This window comes from Alphaproteobacteria bacterium LSUCC0396 (assembly GCA_041228345.1).
Classification (GTDB): Bacteria; Pseudomonadota; Alphaproteobacteria; order Puniceispirillales; family Puniceispirillaceae; genus UBA3439.
In genome coordinates, this window is record CP166131.1 from 18,750 (window position 1) to 41,107 (window position 22,358).

General features: G+C 50.7%; 23 protein-coding genes. 19 read left to right on the forward strand and 4 right to left on the reverse strand.

Annotated features, from left to right (window positions below; genetic code table 11):
• Positions 1-2: 2 nt before the first annotated feature.
• On the reverse strand, positions 3-905 hold the full coding sequence (sucD, locus tag AB8881_00080; protein XDZ63325.1) for a succinate--CoA ligase subunit alpha: 903 nt from the start codon (positions 903-905) through the stop codon (positions 3-5).
• 4 nt (positions 906-909) lie between these two features.
• Positions 910-2,103 carry an ADP-forming succinate--CoA ligase subunit beta gene (sucC, locus tag AB8881_00085; protein ID XDZ63326.1) on the reverse strand — a complete coding sequence of 398 codons (1,194 nt, stop codon included), beginning with the start codon at positions 2,101-2,103 and terminating at the stop codon, positions 910-912.
• 357 nt (positions 2,104-2,460) lie between these two features.
• Between sucC and AB8881_00090 the strand changes: the two genes are divergently transcribed.
• From AB8881_00090 to AB8881_00140, 11 genes are all read left to right on the forward strand, one after another.
• Positions 2,461-3,195, forward strand: coding sequence for a GntR family transcriptional regulator (locus tag AB8881_00090; protein XDZ63327.1), 735 nt, complete (start codon positions 2,461-2,463; stop codon positions 3,193-3,195).
• 137 nt (positions 3,196-3,332) lie between these two features.
• The gene (gene oxc, locus AB8881_00095; GenBank protein XDZ63328.1) at positions 3,333-5,045 is read left to right on the forward strand and encodes an oxalyl-CoA decarboxylase; all 1,713 of its coding nucleotides are present in this window, start codon (positions 3,333-3,335) and stop codon (positions 5,043-5,045) included.
• 42 nt (positions 5,046-5,087) lie between these two features.
• On the forward strand, positions 5,088-6,347 hold the full coding sequence (gene frc / locus AB8881_00100) for a formyl-CoA transferase (protein XDZ63329.1): 1,260 nt from the start codon (positions 5,088-5,090) through the stop codon (positions 6,345-6,347).
• 76 nt (positions 6,348-6,423) lie between these two features.
• Positions 6,424-7,338 carry a methionyl-tRNA formyltransferase gene (locus AB8881_00105; protein ID XDZ63330.1) on the forward strand — a complete coding sequence of 305 codons (915 nt, stop codon included), beginning with the start codon at positions 6,424-6,426 and terminating at the stop codon, positions 7,336-7,338.
• A 2-nt stretch (positions 7,339-7,340) separates the two neighbouring features.
• Positions 7,341-9,017, forward strand: a complete 1,677-nt coding sequence (locus tag AB8881_00110) for a formate--tetrahydrofolate ligase (GenBank protein XDZ63331.1) — start codon at positions 7,341-7,343, stop codon at positions 9,015-9,017.
• 69 nt (positions 9,018-9,086) lie between these two features.
• The gene (locus AB8881_00115) at positions 9,087-9,944 is read left to right on the forward strand and encodes a universal stress protein (GenBank protein ID XDZ63332.1); all 858 of its coding nucleotides are present in this window, start codon (positions 9,087-9,089) and stop codon (positions 9,942-9,944) included.
• 109 nt (positions 9,945-10,053) lie between these two features.
• Positions 10,054-11,055: a Bug family tripartite tricarboxylate transporter substrate binding protein gene (locus AB8881_00120; protein ID XDZ63333.1), complete on the forward strand. Its 1,002-nt coding sequence runs from the start codon at positions 10,054-10,056 to the stop codon at positions 11,053-11,055.
• 38 nt (positions 11,056-11,093) lie between these two features.
• Entirely contained in the window at positions 11,094-11,624 is a 531-nt protein-coding gene (locus tag AB8881_00125) for a tripartite tricarboxylate transporter TctB family protein (protein XDZ63334.1), read from the forward strand.
• Between the two features lie 30 nt (positions 11,625-11,654).
• Entirely contained in the window at positions 11,655-13,175 is a 1,521-nt protein-coding gene (locus AB8881_00130; GenBank protein XDZ63335.1) for a tripartite tricarboxylate transporter permease, read from the forward strand.
• A gap of 59 nt (positions 13,176-13,234) precedes the next feature.
• Positions 13,235-15,013: a hypothetical protein gene (locus tag AB8881_00135; protein XDZ63336.1), complete on the forward strand. Its 1,779-nt coding sequence runs from the start codon at positions 13,235-13,237 to the stop codon at positions 15,011-15,013.
• A gap of 133 nt (positions 15,014-15,146) precedes the next feature.
• Positions 15,147-15,833, forward strand: a complete 687-nt coding sequence (locus AB8881_00140) for a fumarylacetoacetate hydrolase family protein (protein XDZ63337.1) — start codon at positions 15,147-15,149, stop codon at positions 15,831-15,833.
• A 19-nt stretch (positions 15,834-15,852) separates the two neighbouring features.
• Here the strand turns inward: AB8881_00140 and AB8881_00145 are convergent, their stop codons facing one another.
• Together AB8881_00145 and AB8881_00150 are read right to left on the reverse strand one after the other, a co-directional pair.
• Positions 15,853-17,259, reverse strand: coding sequence for a multicopper oxidase family protein (locus AB8881_00145; protein XDZ63338.1), 1,407 nt, complete (start codon positions 17,257-17,259; stop codon positions 15,853-15,855).
• Positions 17,260-17,369: 110 nt separating this feature from the next.
• On the reverse strand, positions 17,370-18,212 hold the full coding sequence (locus tag AB8881_00150) for a substrate-binding domain-containing protein (protein ID XDZ63339.1): 843 nt from the start codon (positions 18,210-18,212) through the stop codon (positions 17,370-17,372).
• 2 nt (positions 18,213-18,214) lie between these two features.
• Here AB8881_00150 and AB8881_00155 point away from each other — a divergent pair, with 2 nt between their 5' ends.
• The 8 genes from AB8881_00155 (at position 18,215) to AB8881_00190 (ending at position 22,353) form a co-directional block, all read left to right on the forward strand.
• Complete coding sequence (locus AB8881_00155; GenBank protein XDZ63340.1) at positions 18,215-18,436, forward strand: hypothetical protein; 222 nt, start codon at positions 18,215-18,217, stop codon at positions 18,434-18,436.
• On the forward strand, positions 18,402-18,785 hold the full coding sequence (locus AB8881_00160) for a winged helix-turn-helix domain-containing protein (GenBank protein ID XDZ63341.1): 384 nt from the start codon (positions 18,402-18,404) through the stop codon (positions 18,783-18,785). Before AB8881_00155 ends, AB8881_00160 begins: the two co-directional genes overlap by 35 nt.
• Positions 18,786-18,885: 100 nt before the next feature.
• Positions 18,886-19,188, forward strand: coding sequence for a DUF3144 domain-containing protein (locus tag AB8881_00165; protein ID XDZ63342.1), 303 nt, complete (start codon positions 18,886-18,888; stop codon positions 19,186-19,188).
• Positions 19,189-19,205: 17 nt separating this feature from the next.
• The gene (locus tag AB8881_00170) at positions 19,206-19,592 is read left to right on the forward strand and encodes a cytochrome c (protein XDZ63343.1); all 387 of its coding nucleotides are present in this window, start codon (positions 19,206-19,208) and stop codon (positions 19,590-19,592) included.
• An 86-nt stretch (positions 19,593-19,678) separates the two neighbouring features.
• Positions 19,679-19,906: a DUF6494 family protein gene (locus tag AB8881_00175; protein ID XDZ63344.1), complete on the forward strand. Its 228-nt coding sequence runs from the start codon at positions 19,679-19,681 to the stop codon at positions 19,904-19,906.
• Positions 19,907-21,007: an Mrp/NBP35 family ATP-binding protein gene (locus AB8881_00180; GenBank protein XDZ63345.1), complete on the forward strand. Its 1,101-nt coding sequence runs from the start codon at positions 19,907-19,909 to the stop codon at positions 21,005-21,007.
• Positions 21,004-21,777, forward strand: a complete 774-nt coding sequence (locus tag AB8881_00185) for a biotin/lipoate--protein ligase family protein (protein ID XDZ63346.1) — start codon at positions 21,004-21,006, stop codon at positions 21,775-21,777. The genes AB8881_00180 and AB8881_00185 overlap by 4 nt, the downstream gene beginning before the upstream one ends.
• A 39-nt stretch (positions 21,778-21,816) precedes the next feature.
• Positions 21,817-22,353 carry a DUF6505 family protein gene (locus AB8881_00190; GenBank protein XDZ63347.1) on the forward strand — a complete coding sequence of 179 codons (537 nt, stop codon included), beginning with the start codon at positions 21,817-21,819 and terminating at the stop codon, positions 22,351-22,353.
• Positions 22,354-22,358: the final 5 nt, after the last annotated feature.

The window sequence follows — 22,358 nt, forward strand, 5'->3', positions numbered from 1 at the left end:
ATTTAGCCTTTTAAAACATCTACCAAGGTGACGCCAAGTTTGGCTGGCGAAGGCGAGACGCGAACACCGGCTGCCTCTAAGGCGGCAATCTTTTCATCAGCGCCGCCTTTACCGCCAGAAATAACCGCGCCAGCATGGCCCATGGTGCGGCCAGGCGGTGAGGTACGGCCAGCAATAAAGCCAACCATCGGCTTTGAGCGGCCTTTTTTGGCTTCGTCAATCAGGAATTGCGCCGCATCTTCCTCGGCTGAACCGCCAATCTCACCAATCATGATGATTGATTCGGTCTGCGCATCAGCAAGGAACATCTCTAGCACATCGATGAATTCCGTGCCCTTGACCGGATCGCCGCCAATACCAACGGCAGATGACTGGCCGAGGCCCGCCATTGATGTTTGGTAAACCGCCTCATAGGTCAGCGTTCCCGACCGGGATAGCACGCCAACCGAGCCTTTGCGAAAAATGCTTGGTGGCATGATCCCGATTTTGCATTCATCCGGTGTCATCAGGCCGGGACAATTGGGGCCAATCAAACGTGAATTTGATTTATCCAGCTTTTCCTTTACCCGCACCATGTCCATAACCGGAACACCCTCTGTGATACAGGTTATCAGCTCAATGCCTGCATCAATCGCTTCTTCTATTGCTGCGGCGGCGCCTGCTGGCGGAACATAGATTACCGAGGCGTTAGCGCCAGTGGCGTCTTTGGCTTCGGCAACCGTGGCATATAGCGGCAGGTTTTGTCCCGCAGCGCTAGTCCATTCTTGGCCGCCTTTTTTCGGGTGAGTGCCGGCAACCATTTGGGTTCCATGATAGGCGAGTGCCTGTTCAGTATGAAATGTGCCGGTTTTACCAGTCAGGCCCTGCACAATGATTTTGGTGTCTTTGTTAATGAGAATCGACATGTGCTTAGCCTTTCACTGCTTTTACAATTTTCTGCGCGGCGTCATCCAGATCATCAGCGGCAATCACATTCAGTCCGCTGCTATTGATGATCGCTTTTCCTTCGTCAACCTTGGTGCCTTCGAGACGTACCACCAATGGCACCTCAAGATTGATGTCCTTCGCCGCCTGAACGACGCCGTCAGCAATCACGTCACAGCGCATGATGCCGCCAAAAATATTCACCAGAATACCTTTCACATTGGGATCGGCGGTGATGATCTTAAAGGCTGCGGTAACGCGTTCGGTCGTTGCGCTGCCGCCAACATCAAGAAAGTTTGCTGGCTCAGCTCCATAAAGCTTGATGATGTCCATAGTTGCCATCGCAAGCCCTGCACCGTTCACCATGCAGCCAATTTCGCCGTCCAGCGCAATGTAGGCGAGGTCATATTTTGATGCCTCAACTTCCTTTTCGTCTTCTTCGGTTTCGTCCCGCAATTCTAAAATATCGGGATGCCGAAACAGCGCATTATTGTCAAAAGACACTTTTGCGTCGAGCACCTGAACATCGTTTGACTTGGTAACAATCAACGGGTTGATTTCCAGGAGGCTCATATCCTTGCTGCTAAAAGCCTCATAGAGGTTTTTGAAAAGTGCAATGCCCTGATCTCGGGCTGATCCGGTGAGCTTTAGCGCGTCAGCAATCCTGGCTGCATCAGCATCAGTGCACCCGGTGCTGGCAGTGATGCCAACTGAATGGATTAATTCAGGCGTGTCATGCGCGACCGTCTCAATATCCATGCCGCCTTCGGTTGATGCGACAAAAGATGTTTTGCAAGTCTCGCGATCAACGAGGATCGAAAGATACAGTTCGCGATCAATTTCGGCGCCAGCTTCGACATATAGCTGATTTACAGCCTTGCCATTGGGACCGGTTTGCTTGGTCACAAGGGTTTTTCCAAACATTTCCCGCGCATTTTCCAGCGCCTCTTCGGCTGAAAAAGATACGCGAACGCCGCCTTTGGCGTCAGGGCCAAGCTCTTTGAACTTGCCTTTACCGCGTCCACCGGCGTGGATCTGGCTCTTTACCACCCAGACAGGGCCGGGCAGCGATGCAATCGCGCTTTCGGCATCGTCAAGATTGGTAATCGCAACACCGGCGGCAATGGGCGCGCCAAATGTCTGTAAAATTTTCTTGGCCTGATGTTCATGGATGTTCATTGCTACTGTCTTTCTCCCACTGTGCGGCCTCGGTTGCTGAGGCCGCATTAATTGCAACGATCCCGTCTTGGGCGTTCCGCGTTCCGGTGTAAGCCTTATAGCGGACAAAAACCGTTTTTGCCTATAGTTCGCAAAAGCTGGCACGGGATAAATCTGTCTGTTGATATACCTTAAATTCACAGATATTTACTATTTATATGGTATACCACACACCACTAATAGCAAGAACTATCAGCAATAAAACACCCTAAAAACCCCTTGACGAGTGTTGTGTCAGGTGTAAGGTATACCAGATAAAGCGTGTGATCACGTGATTGGTTGACTTATTTTAACGAGGATTGAAGAGGGGGGGGTGACGTGGCAATCGATGTCAAACTAAAGCCTGTTTCGATCAATTTTACCCTGAAAGACCATATATATGAGGTGCTGCGCGAGAGCATCTTGAAGGTCGATATCTATGATGCTGATGAAGAGTTACGATTGGATGAGCGCCGGCTTGCCGAGCAGCTTGGCATCTCGCGTACACCGATTCGCGAAGCGTTAGCGCGATTGGCGCAGGATGGTTTAGTCGAGATTTTGCCACGCAAAGGCGTGTTTATTCACCGTAAAAGCCTTAATGAGATTCTTGACATGGTTGTGACGTGGGCGGCGCTGGAAAGCATGGCGGCGCACATCGCGGCGCGTGTTGCCTCAGATGCCGAGATTAAGGCGCTTCGTGACCTAGCAATGCGCCACAGCACCTCAGCAAGCAAGGCTGAGCTAAGTGAGTATTCCGACGCAAATATCAAATTCCATCAGGCAATTTTTGACATGTCCGGCAGCCCCTTGTTGAAATCAACAACTGATGGGCTTTTTGCACATATGTTTGCGGTTCGTCGGCGGGCAATGGGCGAGAATAACCGTGCTACCAATTCGGTTGCTGACCATATGGAAATTATCGAAGCGCTTGAGTCCCGCGACAGTGAATTGGCGTCGCGTTTGGTGCGTGAGCACACGATGCGGTTGCATGATCATATTCGGGAGAGATGGACGCGGCTGGCCAACAAAACAAAGGTGGGCTCCAGCCCCGAAAAATCTGACACAGAAACATAAATTAGAAACAAAACACCGGTAGTTGACACCAAAGTAAGAGCGGGCTCCAAAGAAACAACAAGAAATCGGCCGCCAAAACCAAACACTAACCAAATTTATCAATTCGAAAATTACGAAGGTTCTTACAGGAGACAAAAATGACTTCATCCGAGACACAGGCGCTAACAGACGGTTTTCACCTCGTTATCGACGCGCTCAAGCTCAATGATATCAACACAATTTACGGCGTTCCGGGCATCCCGATCACCGATCTTGGGCGGATTGCGCAGGCCGAAGGTATGCGCGTAATTTCATTCCGCCATGAGCAGCATGCAGGTAACGCTGCATCAATTGCCGGTTATCTGACAAAAAAGCCGGGCATTTGCCTGACTGTTTCGGCGCCGGGCTTCTTGAACGGTCTGACCGCATTGGCAAATGCAACAACTAACTGTTTCCCAATGATCCTGATCAGTGGCTCGTCCGAGCGTGAAATCGTTGATTTGCAGCAGGGTGACTATGAAGAAATGGATCAGCTGGCGATCGCCAAGCCACTATGTAAAGCCGCGTTCCGGGTGCTTCATGCCGAAGATATTGGCATTGCCGTTGCCCGCGCCATTCGTGCCGCCGTTTCGGGTCGTCCAGGCGGTGTTTACCTTGATCTTCCAGCAAAATTATTTGCCCAAGTCATGGACGCGGAAGCAGGCCAAAAGTCGCTTGTTAAGGTTATCGATCCGGCACCGCGGCAACTGCCAGCCCCTGATGCGGTTGCACGGGCACTTGATGTTCTAAAAAGCGCAAAGCGCCCATTGATTATTCTGGGCAAGGGCGCTGCCTATGCTCAAGACGATGAGATTGTAAAAAGCTTTGTCGAGAAAAGCGGCGTGCCGTACCTGCCAATGAGCATGGCCAAGGGCCTTTTGCCGGATGATCACCCGCAATCTGCCGGTGCAGCGCGTTCGCTGGTGCTAAAAGAGGCAGATGTTGTGGTGATGGTTGGGGCGCGTTTGAACTGGCTCTTGTCACACGGTAAAGGCAAGAGCTGGGGTGAGCCAGGTTCAAAGCGCTTTATCCAAGTTGATATCGAACCGCGTGAAATGGACAGCAATGTCGAGATTACAGCACCTGTTGTTGGTGACATTGGATCATGCTTGAGTGCAATGACACAAGGCATGGGCGATAATTGGCCTGCCGTTCCGGCCGATTGGACAGCGACGATCCAGCAGCGCAAAGATATCAACCTTGAAAAAATGGGCGCCAAGTTGAAAAGCAACACCGTGCCAATGGATTTCCATAGCGCGCTAGGTGCGCTGCGTACGATCGTGAAAGAACGCCCAGACGCGATTCTGGTGAACGAGGGCGCCAACACGCTCGATTTTGCCCGCAGCATCATTGATATCTATAAGCCGCGCAAACGTCTTGACGTGGGAACATGGGGTATCATGGGCATCGGTATGGGCGCTGCCGTTGCGGCGGCGGTTGAGACGGGTCAGCGGGTCTTGGCTGTCGAGGGTGATAGCGCCTTTGGTTTCTCTGGAATGGAAATCGAGACTATCTGTCGCTACAACCTGCCGGTTTGTGTGGTCGTGTTTAATAATAACGGTATTTACCGTGGCACTGACACAAATCCGACTGGCGGCGAAGATGTGGCGCCAACGGTATTCGTTAAGGATGCGCGGTATGATCAGATGATGGCAGCCTTTGGTGGGGTTGGCGTTTACGCCACGACGCCTGACGAGCTTACCCGCGCGGTAAATGAGGCGATGGATAGCGGCAAACCAACCTTGGTTAACGCTGTCATTGATGAAAATGCCGGCACTGAAAGTGGCCGTATTGGCAATCTCAACCCACAAAGTGTGGTGTCTAAGAAATAGCGCCACGGCCTAGTCACTCAGGTTTAGAAATAGGATAAGACGATGAAAGCTCTTGAAGGTATTAAAGTTCTGGATTTCACCCATGTTCAATCAGGTCCAACCTGTACCCAGCTTCTGGCTTGGTTTGGCGCTGATGTGATCAAGGTCGAGCGTCCGGGGGTTGGGGATGCAACACGCCAGCAATTGGTCGATGTTGAAGGTGCCGATAGCCTTTATTTCACCATGCTGAACCACAATAAACGGTCAATTGAGCTGAATTCCAAAAATGAAACCGGAAAGCAGATCTTAACCCGTCTTATCGAAACCTGTGATGTGCTGGTTGAAAATTTTGCGCCCGGCGCGCTGGATCGCATGGGCTTTACATGGGAGCGGATTCAAGAAATCAACCCGCGCCTCATTATGGCTTCGATCAAAGGATTTGGCCCGGGCAAATACCAAGATTGCAAAGTCTATGAGAACGTCGCCCAATGTGCTGGTGGTTCTGCGTCAACAACCGGTTTTCGTGATGGCCCGCCATTGGTAACCGGCGCGCAAATCGGTGATTCTGGAACCGGCCTGCACCTTTGCCTAGGGATTGTCACTGCGCTATTCCACCGGGAAAAATCTGGTCGAGGCCAGAAGGTAACGGCAGCGATGCAAGACTCGGTGCTGAACCTTGCGCGGGTCAAGCTTCGCGATCAGCAGCGCCTTGCCGCTGGCCCTTTGAAGGAATATTCGCAATTTGGTGAGGGGATTCCGTTTGGCGATGCGACACCGCGTGCGGGTAATGATTCGGGCGGCGGTCAGCCGGGCCGCATATTGCGGTGCAAGGGCTGGGAACAGGATCCCAACGCATATACCTATTTCATCATTCAGGCTGCGGTTTGGGAAAAGGTCTGCGATATCATTGGTGAGCCTGAGTGGAAAACCAAAGAAGGGTATGCCAAGCCGCCACAGCGCCTTGATAAACTGAATGAAATCTTTGAACGTATCGAGCAGTGGACAATGACCAAAACAAAGTTTGAGGTCATGGATGCTTGTAACCCGCTGGATATTCCGGTTGGCCCGATCCTGTCGATGAAAGAAATTTCTGAAGATGAAGGTCTTTACGCAACTGGCACATTGGTCAAGGTCGACCATCCAGAGCGCGGCGAATATATTTCGGTCGGATGTCCGATTAAATTGTCTGACAGCCCAGCTGATGTGAAACGTTCACCGTTGCTTGGCGAGCATACAACCGAGATTTTGACTGATGTTCTTGGCTATTCAGCTGATGAACTCGCCCAGATTATTGAATCGGGTGCTGTGGGCAATGTGAAGTAAAGTAATATTCCATAAGCTATTAATTTGAATGGCTTATGTTTTAAAAATTTAGCTTGGTAGGTTGGGAGAGCAAGCGATGAGAATTGTATTACATGGACAGCAGGCATTTGGTCAGGCTGTGTTGGAACGACTATTGGAGCGCGGAGAAGACGTTGTTGCTGTCTGTTGCGCACCGACAAAAGAGGGCAAGCCTGAAGACCCGCTAGTTGAACTGGCACGCGAAAAAGGATTGCCAGTTCATCAGCCAGCATCGTGGAAAACCCCCGAAGCACTTGAATTGATGAAATCATTTAACGCCGACGTCTGCATGATGGCCTATGTGCTGTTATTTGTGCCGCAAGAAGTGCGCGATGCGCCTAAATACGGCACATTCCAGTATCACCCGTCACTTTGCCCAGAACATCGCGGCCCTTCATCAATCAACTGGCCGATCGCAATGGGTAAAACCCGCACCGGCCTGTCGATTTTCTGGCCAGATGATGGTTTGGATGAAGGCCCGATGATGCTGCAGAAAACCTGCGAAATCGGCCCTGATGAAACGCTTGGGGATGTTTATTTCAAAAAGTTGTTCCCAATGGGCGTCGATGCAATGATCGAGGGGCTAGAGCTGGTGAAGGCTGGCGTTATTATCAAGCATGATCAGCGCCTCGAAGATGGGTCTTATGAAAGCTGGTTTGGCAAGGCGGCGGCCGAGATCGATTGGTCAAGGCCGGTTGCTGACGTCTATAATATTATCCGCGCTGCCAACCCTGCACCGGGGGCTTGGACGACCTTTAATGGCAGCGAGTTAAAGATTTATGATAGTGCGCGCGTTGATGGCACTGGAGCTGCTGGCGAAGTGGTTTCGGTCGATGAAAACGGCGTTACGGTTCAAGGAAATGGCGGACGTATCCTGATCAAAAGGGTGCGGCCTGCTGATGGTGGAAAAATGGCGGCAAGCGAATGGGCTTCTGCTGCTGGGATTAACTCTGGAACAAAGTTAGGATCATAGTTGTGAGCTTCAAAACAGACATCGAAATCGCGCGTGAAGCCAAGAAAATTGCTATTCAGGATGTGGGGGCAAAACTAGGTATTCCTAGTGCTGACCTGCTTCCATTTGGACATGATAAGGCAAAAGTTTCTGAGAGTTTTATTAAGAGCCTTGCCAAAAACAAAGATGGCCGCTTGATCTTGGTTACCGCTATCAACCCAACTCCAGCCGGTGAGGGTAAAACCACAACAACTGTCGGCCTTGGCGATGGTTTGAATAAAATTGGCAAAAAAACCGCTGTATGTATCCGCGAGGCCTCGCTTGGCCCGTGTTTTGGTATGAAGGGCGGCGCCGCTGGTGGTGGCTATGCCCAAGTCGTTCCAATGGAAGATATGAACCTGCATTTTACTGGTGACTTCCACGCGATTACGTCGGCTCATAACCTTCTGGCTGCGATGCTTGATAACCATATTTATTGGGGTAACGAGCTGGATATTGATATTCGCCGCGTTGCATTCCGCCGCGTGTTGGATATGAATGATCGGGCGCTTCGTGAAATCGTCTGTAACCTTGGTGGCGTTGCCAACGGCTTTCCGCGTGAAGCCGGTTTTGACATCACTGTTGCATCTGAAGTGATGGCAATCTTGTGTTTGGCGACTGACCTTGCCGATCTCGAGCGTCGTCTTGGTGATATCATAGTTGCCTATCGCCGCGATCGTTCACCTGTATTTTGCCGTGATATCAAGGCTGATGGTGCGATGACAGTGTTGTTGCAGCAGGCAATGCAGCCAAATCTTGTACAAACATTAGAAAACAACCCTGCATTCGTGCATGGAGGCCCATTTGCCAATATTGCGCATGGCTGTAATTCAGTTGTTGCAACAACGACAGCGTTAAAGCTGGCTGACTATGTTGTCACCGAAGCTGGATTTGGCGCCGATCTCGGTGCTGAAAAATTCCTCAACATTAAATGCCGTAAAGCTGGCCTTCGTCCAGATGCGGTTGTCATTGTGGCCACAGTCCGGGCGATGAAGATGAACGGTGGTGTTGCCAAAGCCGATCTTGGCCAAGAGAATGTCGAGGCCGTGAAAAAGGGTTGCCCAAATCTTGGCCGTCATATCGAAAATATCCAGCAATTCGGTGTTCCGGCAATCGTTGCGATCAACCATTTTGTCACTGACACTGATGCCGAGGTTCAAGCGCTTAAAGATTTTGTTGCTGCACAAGGCACCGAGGCTGTTCTGGCAACACATTGGGCAAATGGTAGTGAGGGCACTGTTGATCTTGCGAATAAAGTTGTCGCTTTGATCGATGGAAACCCATCACAATATGCGCCGCTATACCCGGCTGAAATGCCGTTGTTCGAAAAGATTGAGACAATTGCCAAAAAAATCTACCGTGCTGATGAGGTGCTGGCTGATTCGAAGATCCGTGACCAGCTGAAACAGTGGGAGGCTCAAGGCTATGGTGACCTGCCGGTGTGTATGGCAAAGACCCAATATAGCTTTACCACCGACCCTAATCGTCGGGGGGCGCCAACCGGTCACAGCCTGCCAATTCGTGAGGTTCGTTTGTCGGCCGGAGCTGGATTTGTTGTGGTAATTTGTGGTGATGTTATGACCATGCCAGGCCTGCCGCGGGTGCCGTCAGCCGAGACAATTCGGATTAATGAGAATGGTTTGATTGATGGGCTGTTTTAGCATTGATCTGCCACGAAAGTCTCATAGACTTCAATGATACCAATCTAATGTTCTAGGGGGAGAACTTTAATGATACGCAAGATTCTTGTGCCAGTTCGGGGCGACGGTAAGGGCGACAATGTTCTTGCGCACGCGGCTGCGTTGGCGCGAGGTTTTAATGCGCACATTAAAATCACCCATTGCCGCGCCAAGCCGGAAAATCTATTGCCTTTCGGGGTGCCGATTCCGGCGGCGCTTCGGGCTCAGCTTGCCGAGAGTACCAGTCAGGTGTTCGATATTGAGGAGGCGGGACTTCGTGATGAAGTTCTCGCGCTGAGTAAAACCTTGAACATCCGCTTGTCAGATGCAGCAGACGGAAAATCGGTAACGGCAAGTTTTGTTGAAGAAGCCGGACGTCAAATTGACGTGATCGGACATCACGGGCGGCTTGCTGATATTATTGCTGTGGCGCAGCCTGATATTGACCGTAACCTTGGCGCTAATACACTAAAGGCTGCACTGTTTAATACTGGGCGGCCCGTGTTGATGTGTCCTGAGGCAAAAAAGCCCATTCCTGAAATTCTTGGTAAAAATATAACGATTGCCTGGGATGGGTCGCGTGAGGCATCGCGAGCAGTGACAAGCTGTCTGCAATTACTTGTTGCGGCAAAATCAGTGTCAGTTCTGACCGTTAAGTCAAAACCGGTCAGTGTGAAGCCTGACGAATTGCAAGATTACTTATCTGCGCATGGCATTGCGGCTGATGTCGTTGAAATCGAAACCAAGTTACAAACGGCACAGGCGCTTTTGGATAAGTCAGTGGCACTTGGCGCCGATCTTATGGTGCTTGGCGCTTACAGTAAACATCATGATTTAGAGAGGTTTTGGGGTGGCACTACCCAATATATCGTGGATCACGCAACGATCCCGGTGATTATGACGAATTAGGTGTCGGCTCAGCAAATGTTGGGTAAAAATCATTAAAAGCCATCGGGTTAGAAGAATGGCGTGGGGTATGAAGATGTTCTTCATACAAAAGAAACCAAAGGAGGAGACTATGAAGTCTATCAAAAAACTTTTTATTGGAGCAGTTGGAATGGTCTTGGCGGCAACGTCAATTTCAGGTGCAGCTGTTGCCGGTGGCCATGGCTGGGAGCCAACCAAGCCAATTGATTTTATTATTATGGCTGGTAAAGGCGGTGGTGCCGATAAGATGGCGCGCTTGATGCAGGCGATTGTTGAAAAGGAAAACTTGGCAAACCGTCCACTTGTTCCAACCAACAAGTCTGGTGGTTCGGGTGCAGAGGCGCTTATTGCCGCCTCAAAAGCCAGCGATCCAGACCATACGATTATGGTTACCTTGAACTCTTTCTACACAACACCACTGCGTCAGCCTGGCCTAAAAATTGACAGCATGAGCTTTGCTCCTGTTGCCCGTATGGCTGAAGACACATTTTTGTTGTGGGTTCACAAAGACAGTGGCCTCAAAACATTCCAGGAATTCCTGACAAAGGCAAAAGCCGACGGTAACAAATGGGTTATGGGCGGCACCGGTAAAAACTCTGAGGACAACATCATTACTGACTTCCTGAATGACAATTACGGTCTTTCAATGAAGTACATCCCTTACAAGGGCGGCGGAGCTGTTGCAAAGCAGGTTGCCGGTAAGCAGCTGAACTCATCAGTGAACAACCCATCAGAGGCGCTTGGTTTCTATGAGTCAGGCGATATGGTGCCACTGGTTGCCTTTACAAATAGCCGTCTTCCAATGTTCCCTAATGTCCCAACATTGGGTGAAATTTTTGCCGGTGGTAAGCAGCAGAAATGGTCATACTTTATGCAGCGTTCTGTTGTAGGTGCACCTGGTATGTCTGAGAAGGCCCAGGCTTATTATACTGATTTGTTTACAAAGGTTTACAACTCAGCTGACTGGCAGGCTTACAAGAAAAAACAGTCTTTAATGGGTGATTTCATGGCAGGTGATGAGCTCAAGGCTTATTGGAAAGGCCAAATTGCTAACCACGAAAAAATCTTGAAAGCATCGGGCGCAATTAAATAGCGTTATAAAAAATAAAATATTGAGAGGAGTTTTGAGTTATGCGTAGAGCAGAAATAATAACAGCATTTATCTTGGGAATCCTCTCAATATACTTCATGTGGAAGTCGGGGGAAGCACCAGAGTGGAACCCTGACATTGCCAGATTTGATAATATCTGGATGATCGAAGGCGAGGGGCCTGGTAGCGGGTTTTGGCCTTTCTGGTTGTCCGCAATAATGCTGATCTGTTGTATCTGGATTGGTGTTAACTGGTATCGTAGAACATCCTCTCCATCGCAGTCTGAAGAAGAGTTTCTGGATGGATATGGTCGGCGCATGCTTTTGGTCGTCGGCGGTGGATTGCTTGGCTTTCTGATCATGATTGAGATTGCTGGCTTTTACGGTGCAATTATGTTGTTCATGATTTACTACGTGCGCTTTTTGGGGCGTCACACATGGTGGGCGACATTGTCTATTGCTACGGGTTTGGTCGTCACCAGCTTTTTCTTTTTCGACATCGCAATGCGCATCGTGCTTCCAAAAGGTTATTTGGAACCGCTGTTCATTCCTTTGTACGATATTTTTCTATAGTTGCCGCGTCGTTAGCTGAGGATTACTGAAATGGAAATTATAGCATCGCTAATGCAGGGTATTTTGATTGCGCTTGAGCCGATCAATCTTGGTCTTGCCATCATTGGTGTGATTGTTGGCTTGTTCGTTGGGGCAATGCCCGGCTTGGGTTCGGTGAACGGTGTTGCAATCTTGCTGCCATTTACCTTTGTTATTCAGAGTTTTACTGGTGGTGCAACGTCACCAATGATCTTTCTTGCGTCGATTTACTATGGGGCAATGTATGGCGGTGCGATCTCGTCGATCACGCTGGGCATTCCTGGGGCGTCGACCGCGGTTGCCACAACCTTTGATGGGCGCCCGCTGGCTTTGGCCGGCAAGGCCCATGTCGCACTGGTTGCCGCTGCTCTCGCCTCGTTTGCAGGCGGCACGATCTCAAATGTCATGTTCACCGCCTTTGCACCTTTGCTGGCGACTGTGGCGTTGTCATTTGGTGATCCGGAAGTCTTTGCACTGATGCTGTTGGCCTTTGCGACCTTCGTCGGTCTTGGTGGTGATGATATTCCAAAGACGATTTTTTCAATCTGCATAGGTTTGGTGCTGGCAACAGTAGGGTTCGATGTGGTGTCTGGCGAGCCTCGCCTGGTGTTCTTTGATATCACCGGCTTTTCGCATGGCATCCGCTTCCTTGTTCTGGCGATTGGTGTTTACGGTATTGGTGAAATGCTGTGGACAATCAACACGTCACGCTATGGCTCATCTATGACTAATGTAGACGTTACCGCGCGTGCGATCATTGATGCGATCAAGGAGTTCCGTTATGCTTGGCGTGGAACAGTCATTGGTTCTTTTCTTGGGTTTTTTGTCGGTATTTTGCCGGCGGCAGGTGCTACTCCTGGATCATTGATGGCCTATGGTGTGGCAAAGTTAACCTCAAGCGATCCAAAATCATACGGCAAGGGTGCAGTGGATGGTGTTGCAGCGCCCGAGGCCGCAAATAACTCGGCGTCGACAGGGGCAATGTTGCCAATGATGACACTTGGTATTCCAGGCTCGCCGACAACGGCGGTTTTGCTTGCAGGTATGGTTATCTGGGGTCTCCAGCCCGGACCATTGCTATTCGCTAACCAGCCAGATTTCGTTTGGCCGCTGATCGGGTCTTTTTACATCTCAAACGTTGTTGCGGTGTTGATCAATCTAGCCTTTATTCCGGTGTTCTTGTGGATGCTTCGGATGCCATTTACCATTCTGGCGCCGTTGATTTTTGTGCTGTCACTTGTTGGTACATATGCGGCCTATCAGGATATGTTTGATGTTTGGCTGATGGTGCTTGTTGGTGTTGGTGCGTTCTTCTTGCGCCTGCTGGATTATCCGGTTGCACCCGCCGTGCTGGCGATTGTTCTGGGGCCGATTGCCGAACCTAAATTGCGGCAGTCGCTACTGTTCTCTGATGGTGACATCATGATCTTTTTCAACCGGCCAATCGCCGGGCCGATCACGGTAATTGCCATCGTGCTAATCCTCTTGCCATTGTTCAAATTGATCCGTGACAAGATGAGGCAAACCGCATAAGACCAAAAAGGGGCACTTTGGTGCCCCTTTGTTTTTCGGTGTTGATTGGATCACGTAAGATGGATCAAAAACCAGAAATTAGGGATGATGAGCATCACGCATGGAACCCCGGTCTTACTTCCAGCCTGCCGACACGGCTATTGCCACTAATCACGTTGTTTCGGCCAGAAAATAGTGACGTCGGTTATCAGCCGGCAAAGGAGGCAGCTGATTTCTGTGGCCTTGCGGTTGAACAGCTATGTGCCCTAAAAGTCGAGCGCCTTGTTGTGCATGAGGTTTTAATAAGGGTTACTGCGGATTTGTCCGTACCTGATGGGCCGAGTTATGAATATCTCGGAATTCAGCTGCGCGGTATGGTCGACCGTATTTATCGCCATTATATTCTTCCCGAAATGGATTGCGTCAAAGCTGATTTTGCTTTTGTGAAGCAACGCGCCAACGATAAAATTTGCCAACTTGTTGATGAGATTTATGCGTTTGAATCCGCGCCACAGCCGCCAAAGCAGCGGTTTTTGAATTTTTGGAAAAAAGCACCGAAATCGCCTGCATCAAACACCACACCGCCGGAACTTCAGGCGCTGGATAAAATGCGCCAGCAGGTAACACAGGCCGATGATTTTACGGCCGCCTGTATGGCTGCCCTAATCAGTGTTGTTGGTGGCATTTTGGGAAAACAGGGGCGAATTGTCACTGACCGGTCGTTGATTGCGCAGCTGGCGCTGAGAGTTTTTTGCAATGATCAAGGCAGTGCCGAAATTGGCCGGTTGATTGCGCCGATTTTTGAGACAGCGGCAAGCGCCGAAGGCTATCGCTTTTTGCCAGCGCAAAGCGAGCCGATTGTGATGAATACCAAAGGTGCCTCTGCCGCGGGTAAAAGCACGATCCGGCCACAGCAACGCTTGCTGGCCGAACGGATGGGAGTGCCATGGGAGGATTTTGCCCTTATCAGCCCAGATTATTGGCGAAAATATCTGTTGGATTATGACAGTCTTGGTGCCGATTACAAATATGCGGCGATGCTAACCGGGCGTGAGCTGGAATTTGTGGACAAAAAGCTAGATCGCTATATGGCGCAAAAGGCGATAACCAAAACGGTTCCACATCTGCTGATTGACCGGTTTCGGTTTGATAGTTTCAAAATTGATAGCGAGGGTGATTATAAAAGCACGTTGCTGAGCCGGTTTGGGTCAACCGTATTTTTGTTCTTTGCGATTACACCGCCGCCCGCAACGGTTGAACGGGCGTGGCAGCGAGGGTTAACAACAGCACGCTACAAAGCTGTTGATGATTTGCTTTATCATAATATTGAGGCATTTACCGGCATCCCCGAGCTGTTTTTCTCGTGGATGTCGATTACTGACAAAAACATTTATTTCGAATTTTTGGATAATGACGTGCCTTTGGGTGATTTGCCGAAAACAATTGCCTTTGGGCGGAACGGATTAATGACGGTTCTCGATCCGGTTGCCTTGTCTAACATTGATCGATTTAAAGAGGTTAATGTCGCGGCAACTTGCCCTGAGGACGTGCTTAACCCCGAATGGACGCCAAGTTTTCAGTTCTTGCGGCAATGTATTGAGGCCTTGCCAAAGTTGGAATTTGCCGATCAAGCCAGCGCGTTAATCTATGGGCGTATTGAAACGAGGGATTGGGTGTATAAAAACGCCGCTGCCAAGCCGCAGAATGATGCGGCTGATCAGGGATTAAATGCGATCGGATGGGATGCCAATCCATCACCGCAACCCTTGCCGGTCGAGCGGCTTGATATTGATGCCGCAAAGCGGGTGACGCTGGGCGCATGGGGCGACATATCAGCCAACCCCGGGGTCGCCGATTGAACCGATATTTCGGCAGATATTATTGCCCAAAGGTTATTATATAATTGACGCTTAACGCGCAATGGTGGAGCCTTTTTAGGCTCGCTTGTGCCTTTTCCGTGTCCGTGTTATTGGTAAAGAAGGAATTTCCAAAATGACGAATTATGTAATTGAACCGCCAAAACAGGTGACTTTGCCGGTTCGGGGCAGCGATGCTGAATTTCCGGTGCGTCGGATTTACTGCATTGGCCGGAATTATGCTGATCATGCCATTGAGATGGGCCATGATCCGGATAAAGAGCCACCGTTCTTTTTCCAGAAAAACGCTGAAAATGTTGATACCAGCGGTGAGTTTCCCTACCCGCCGCAGACCAGTGACGTCCATTTCGAGATGGAAATGATTGTAGCACTGAAAAGCGGCGGCGTTGATATTCCGGAAAAGGATGCGCTGGATCATGTTTTTGGGTATGGGCTGGGGCTTGATATGACGCGCCGTGACTTGCAAGGTGAAGCCAAGAAAATGGGGCGTCCTTGGGAAATCGGAAAAGCCTTTGAGAGATCTGCGCCAATGAGTGAACTGGTGCCGGCCAGCGAGACAGGTCATCTGGATCATGGCCGTGTTGCTCTTGAAGTGAATGGCGAGCTGCGCCAAGAGGGTGACCTGAACCAAATGATCTGGAAAGTGCCAGAAATGATTTCGTATCTTTCGCGCTTTTATGACATTGCAGCAGGCGACCTGATCATGTCTGGCACACCGGCCGGTGTTGGCCCGATCACGCGCGGTGATGTAATGGTAGGCACCGTCGACGGCTTAGGTTCCTTTACCATTACCGTCGTTTAAACCTAATGTGGGGGCGGTTCTAGCTAATTGACAGAACCGCGCCCATTCCCGCAGCAGCATGCTCTAGCATGTGGCAGTGAAACAGCCATAAACCCGGATTATCCGCGCGGAAGACAAGGCTGATACGTTCTTGCGGCTGCATCAACCATGTATCACGCTGGCCTGATGGCAGGGCGATGGTCGGGTCGTCGGATAATACCCAGAAATGATGCCCGTGAAGATGCATTGCGTGCTGCCACGCGGTGTCGTTGTAAACATCAATAGAAACCAGTGAATTCAGCTCAATTTCGGCCATTATCTGGCGATAATCACCGACCGCACCGTTAAAGGCCCATAGTTTTTTATGATTTTGTGCCAATTCACGCAGTGGCTTTTCTTCGCCATCAAATAATGCTGATTGCAAATTACCCATCGCGCCCCCCTGCATGTGGATCGGGATCCGCCGCACGTTGTTTAAAGACGGCAGTTTGGGTGGCGCTGGCAGAGTGAGTGCGGTTTTAGCACGTTCTAATGTGCCCAATGATGATACACCAAGCGCTGGGTCGACGTTAATCGTTCCCGCAGGATAAGGCTCACCAGTGCTGACCTCGGATAGAGTGAGGGTGCCGCGATCCATGTCGAGAATAACATCGGCGCGCTGTGCTGGTGCCAGAATAATCCTATTGATCTGTTCTGGCAGGCAGATCGCCCCATCAAGCGCGACAAGCGTCGCTTGAGCATCGTCGAGCTGGATCGTCATCACTCGCGCATTGGCTGCGTTAATCATCCGTAACCGGATCCGCGCCTTGTCCTTTACCTGAAAGCTGGGGGCGGATAAGCCATTAACCGTCAGCCAATTGCCAAGTCGTCCGGCGTGCGACCAATCATGCAGGCTGCCCAGCGAGGCCTGATGGATCTGACCATCATTATCTAGCCGCCAATCATCAATCATCAGGCAAATATCATGGTCAACTGGCGGGTCATCATCATCATCAATGATCAACGGGCCATAGAGCCCACGTGCCACCTGTTCCCACCCCATATTATGCGCATGATACCAGTAGGTGCCGCTGTCTTTCAGTGGGAATTCATATTCGAATGTCTCTCCCGGCTCGATCGGGGCCTGGCTCAGGTCAGGAACGCCGTCCATCTCGCTAAGATTACGGATCCCATGCCAGTGAATTGTTGTTGGAACGTCCAGATTGTTGCGAACCGAAGCGCGCAGGATATCGCCTTTGCGATAACGCAGCATCGGCCCCGGGCAAGATTGGTTGTAAAGCCATAAATCGGTATCGGGCTGACCGGCACCGGCAATGTTCAATCGTGTTTTGCCAGCAGTGATCTGGGTTTGGCGCGGTGTAGCAACCGCCGACAATGATAGGGACGGTGCCACCAGAGTGCTTGATGCCCCCGCCGCAGCGAGGGTTAAAAAATGACGACGTTTCATATTATTCTGATATCACCGAGGCCGAAGGTTGGCGATGAAAAATTGCGACTGATGGGCAATTTGCCGCATCTGTCGTAATTGGCGAAAAACAGGAATAGGGTGAACGTTCCCTAATGCGCTGGGCTGGCATTTGGAAAAAATAAGGGTCGGTTCTTGTACTGAAAGGCCGTTATTGCGGCCTGACCCTTGTCCGATAATAGCCATTTGACAAACCTGCGGGATAAGGCGTCCTTTACAGTGGGGCAATGGTCTTTACTGACGATTACGATGCCGTATTGATTGAACAATGCAGGATCACCTTCAAACAGGATTTCGTGATTGGCTTTATTGCGGAATGTCAGCCATGTTGCGCGGTCGCTAAGTGTGTAGGTATCTGACTGCACCGCAAAATTCAGTGTGGCGCCCATACCGAGGCCGGTTTCTAAATACCATTTTCCGCTGGCGTCTTTCGTTGATATGCCCGCCATGTTCCAAAAGCGGCGCTCGGCTTTATGCGTGCCGCTATCATCGCCGCGCGAGGCAAATCTGGATTTGGTATTGGCGAGTTTTTGAAATGCTTCGATGGTAGAATTGGCGGTGCGGATGTGGGCGGGGTCACTTTTGGGGCCAACCATCACAAAATCATTATACATCAGATTGTAACGCTGGCTGCCAAAGCCCTTTGCAACAAATTCTTCTTCATCAATTGTTGAATGAACAATCACCATATCAGCGTCGCATTTTTCTGCATTGCGAAGCGCTTGCCCGGTGCCAACGGCAACAATCCTTACTTTAGTGTCCTGCTCAGCCTCGAATAGTGGCAGTAAATGTTCATATAGCCCCGAATTCTGGATCGATGTGGTCGATTGCACAATTATTACGGGTGTTGCTGTCGCCGGGCTAGCAGCTAAAAAGCTGGCAGCAAAAAAGCTGGCCGCGATGATCAGCTCCCGCAACCTCATTAGGCGCGTCATCAATGGGCGCGACATTAATAAAAGACGGCCAAAGGCTCGATTTGGGCAAAAAGCAGGTGATAGCATCCTATTCTTTTATTAGAGATTTACCGGTGTTGCAAACCGCATATTTGGTTTTTCGTATCGCATCGCCTATCAATATTAGGCTAGATTATGATTTGGCGAATATTTCGACGAGGGAGGCCATTTTTGACCGCAACAAAAAAAATCAGGCATGTGGCTAAGGAACCGGGGGTACGCACAAAACTATTCATCGCTGATGAAACGATTGGTGTTGGCAAGATTAATTTACTGGCCTTGGTTGGCGACGTTGGGTCAATCAGCGCTGCTGCGCGTCAGATGGGGATGAGCTATCGCCGCGCATGGTTTTTGCTTGATTCGATGCAAAGCGGGTTTCGTGACCCCTTGTTCGTTACTGAACGTGGGGGGTCTAAAAGGGGCGGTGCCAAATTGACCCGGCTTGGCGAGGAATTGATCCGTCGCTATCGCGCGCATGTGGCGCTAGTTGATAATCAGTCGGCCGATATATTGGCGTGGATGACGGCGGTTCAGGTTAGTCATAATGATGACTAGAGGGGTCTAAGTAACGCGAACCTGTGTTGCAACGGCTTCATCTGGTGAAAAAAAGCTGTTACAATGTCCCGACTAACCCGTTACCAAGGATCCTACCACAATGAAATTTCCACCATGGCACCAGCGGCCTGATGTTTTTGATCCCACAATGCACCGCGAAGGGATTTTAGATAGTCAGGCGTTTCTGCGCGTTGCCGATCAGTTTATTTCCCTAGCTAACCAGCGAAATAAGAAAATTGATTCGACTGAACTGCAAATGGTAATGCTTTACGCAGCGGCGCGTTATGCGGCACATGTTGGTAAAAACGTCCTTGGTGTCGAGGAGCAAGAAGAATTCGTTCAGCACATGGCAGCGCAATATACGGATATGCTGCGTGAGCACATGGCCGATCCGACCGTCTAGCGGGGTGACTTGATATTTTGCGCGCGATTTATTTGAGTATTATCACCGTTCTTTTGGGTGGTGGCGTTGGCCCAATTTCTGCTGCCGAGGCCAGCACGAATGTAGAACGTGGGCGTGAAATCGTGCGCCAGCATTGTACGCGCTGTCATGTGATACCGGGCATTAACCCTTATGGCGGCATCGGGTCGACCCCATCGTTTTCGGCGATGAAATGGCTGGATGATTGGGCGTATCGTTTCGAAATATTTTACCAATTGCCGCCGCACCCATCACTGGTTCGCATTGAAGGCGTAAGCGGAGAGCGAAGCCAATCCTTGCCAGCCTTTAGCAAGGAAATCATCCTCAAGCTTGAAGATGTTGACGATATTCTTGAATTTGTAAAAACCCTGAAAACACCTGAATAGCGGGTGGATCGGGGATATTAGCCACATTGTGGCGTGACGTGGCGGTTTTGTAATTTACAATCGCCTCAATTTGAACGGGAAAGATAATGACCAAGGACCAACGAGACGAGATGACTGCCAGCGAAGTGGCAATGCGGAAATTTTTGAAGCAGCTTGGCGTCACGGCGCATCAAGAGCTTGCTGCGGCGTTGGCGAAGGCGGTGGCTGATGGCAAGATTGCCTCAGGCGCCGAGCTGGCGGTGACGGCACGCGTTGAAATTGCAGATTTGCAGTTCACTCATGACGTCACAGCAAATTTGGTGGCACCTGAGTAAATGGCCGCTTTAACCGAAGATGTGATTCTGGCAGCCCTTGCCAGTGTAATGGATCCATCGCAAGGTAAAGATATCGTTGCGCTTGGCATGGTGAATGGCCTGCAAATCAAGGATAGCAACATTATCTTTGCCCTAGAGGTGCCAGCTCATCGGGGGCCAGCAATGGAACCGGTGCGCCGTGCTGCAGAAAAGGCGGCGTTGGCGATTGATGGGGTTACCAGCGCAACGGTGATGGTAACCGCCCATGCAAGCTCTGGTGGAGGCACTCGTGCCGGTGCTAGTGGCGGAAATGCCGATGATGGGCCGGTTATCGAAAAAATTCTGGAAAGCAAGGTGCGCCGCTTTGTTGCGGTGGCATCCGGCAAAGGCGGTGTTGGCAAATCAACGACCGCGGTTAACCTCGCGATTGCGCTGCGCCTTGAGGGGCTGCGGGTTGGTTTGCTGGACGCTGATGTTTATGGACCATCGCAGCCGCGTATGCTTGGTGTTAGCGGGCGCCCCGCCTCGGCTGGGGGTGACATGGTCAAGCCGCTAGAGAGCTATGGCGTACAATTGATGTCTATGGGGCTGCTAGTCCCTGATGATACGGCGATGATCTGGCGCGGACCGATGGTGCAGTCGGCATTGACGCAAATGCTGGACTCGGTTGCGTGGGGTGTGCTTGATGTCATCATTATTGATTTGCCCCCCGGAACTGGCGATATTCAGATTTCACTGGCCCAGCAGGTCAAACTTGCTGGTGCGGTGATTGTCTCAACGCCGCAAGATATTGCGTTACTTGACGTGGTCAAAGCCTTGACTATGTTTGAAAAGGCACAAGTTCCCGTTCTTGGCATGGTGCAGAATATGTCGCATTGGAGCTGTCCTGATTGCGGGCGCAAGGACCATATCTTTGGCGATGGTGGTGCAGCCCGTGAAGCCAAAAAACGCGGTATCGAGTTGCTCGGAGAAATTCCGCTATCACTGGCGGTTCGGGTAGGGTCTGACTCGGGGACGCCCATTGTTGTGGCCGAGCCGCAGTCCGAGCAGGCCAAGACCTATCGCAGTATTGCCAAACGTTTGATGGAGGTCGCCGATCTCCGCTATGAGGAAAACGAATGACACTTTATTTCGAAGATGATCCAGCTGATCCGACAACCCCGCCGCAATTACCGCCCCTGTTAAGGGCGGTTGATTTACCGGCCGGTCAGGATGTTCTCGCAAAGGCAATAGCCGTTGCGCCAAACACTGAAGTTGGCACGGTTTTCTATTCGCAAAGAATTGACCGGATGCAGATCGCAGTTCGGCTAGAACCCGATGTGCCGGTGCGCAATGCTGGCCAGATGTTATTTGCGATGATGATCGGGCTTGGTGATGCCGTTGGTGCGTTGGCGCCGCCGGAAATCGCCGTGACATATCAATTGCCCGGCTATTTACTGTTAAATCGTGGCCGCGCCGGGCTGGTTCGTTTGGCAATTGATCCCGCCGCGGGGTCTGATGATGTTCCAGATTGGATGATCGTAAGCGCCGAATTGCGGCTGACATCTGAGGAAAATGAGCAGACTGAATGGCTGAAAACCGCCGGTCCCGAACAAACCACAATGACCGAAGAGGGCGGCGGGTTTATCTCACGCACGCGTTTGGTTGAGTCCTGTTGTCGGCATTTTCTGGTATGGGTCAATCGCTGGCAGGATGACAGCTTTCGTCCGCTTTATGATAGCTGGATGCAGCGGCTGGAAACGCCCGCGCCAATTGATTTTGCTGGTGGCGAGCAGGCCGAATGGCTGGGGCTTGATGAGGATGGTGGGGCATTGGTCAAGCTTGATGGCAAGCCATCATCAGTGTTGCCGCATGAATTAGAGGCTGTTTGCGGTACGCCGCAACTGCCTTAATCCAGTGATGCGCTGGCGTAACCCAATGGTAATAAAGTGATGAAATTAGCCCGCACCATTCGTTTCGATCCGTCTGACCTGAATGTGTTTCCACGCGCCGCAGATGAGGGTGAATGGGCGCTGGTCGGAACATTTTGTTTTGCTGGCCTTGGTGAAGCGGATATAAAAGGTAAAGTAAAACAAGCCTTTAGTAACGGTTTTCTGGGTCTTGACTCATTAGGGTTTTCAACCTTGGTCAGTATCTCTACGGCCAAACCCGGTGACATTGACAAGATTGAAAGCCGGCTTTGCGAGATTTTTATCACTGAGTTCGGGGCACCGGATAAAGCCGCTGCAATGGCCGCTGTAACCGAAGAAATTAAATTTATGGCCGAGCTTTGTTCCGAACATAAAACTGGAACTTTACTGGCCATTCAGCGCAGTCTTGGTGATGACGGTATCCGCGAATCATTTCGCAGCCTGCCCAAGCCTGATTCTTGCGCCGAGCAAAAAATTTGGACGATGGTCGAAGATGATGATGATGAGACCAGTGCTGATGTCAGTGCTGGTGCTGGTGCTGGTGCTGGCGATAAATAGGCAGT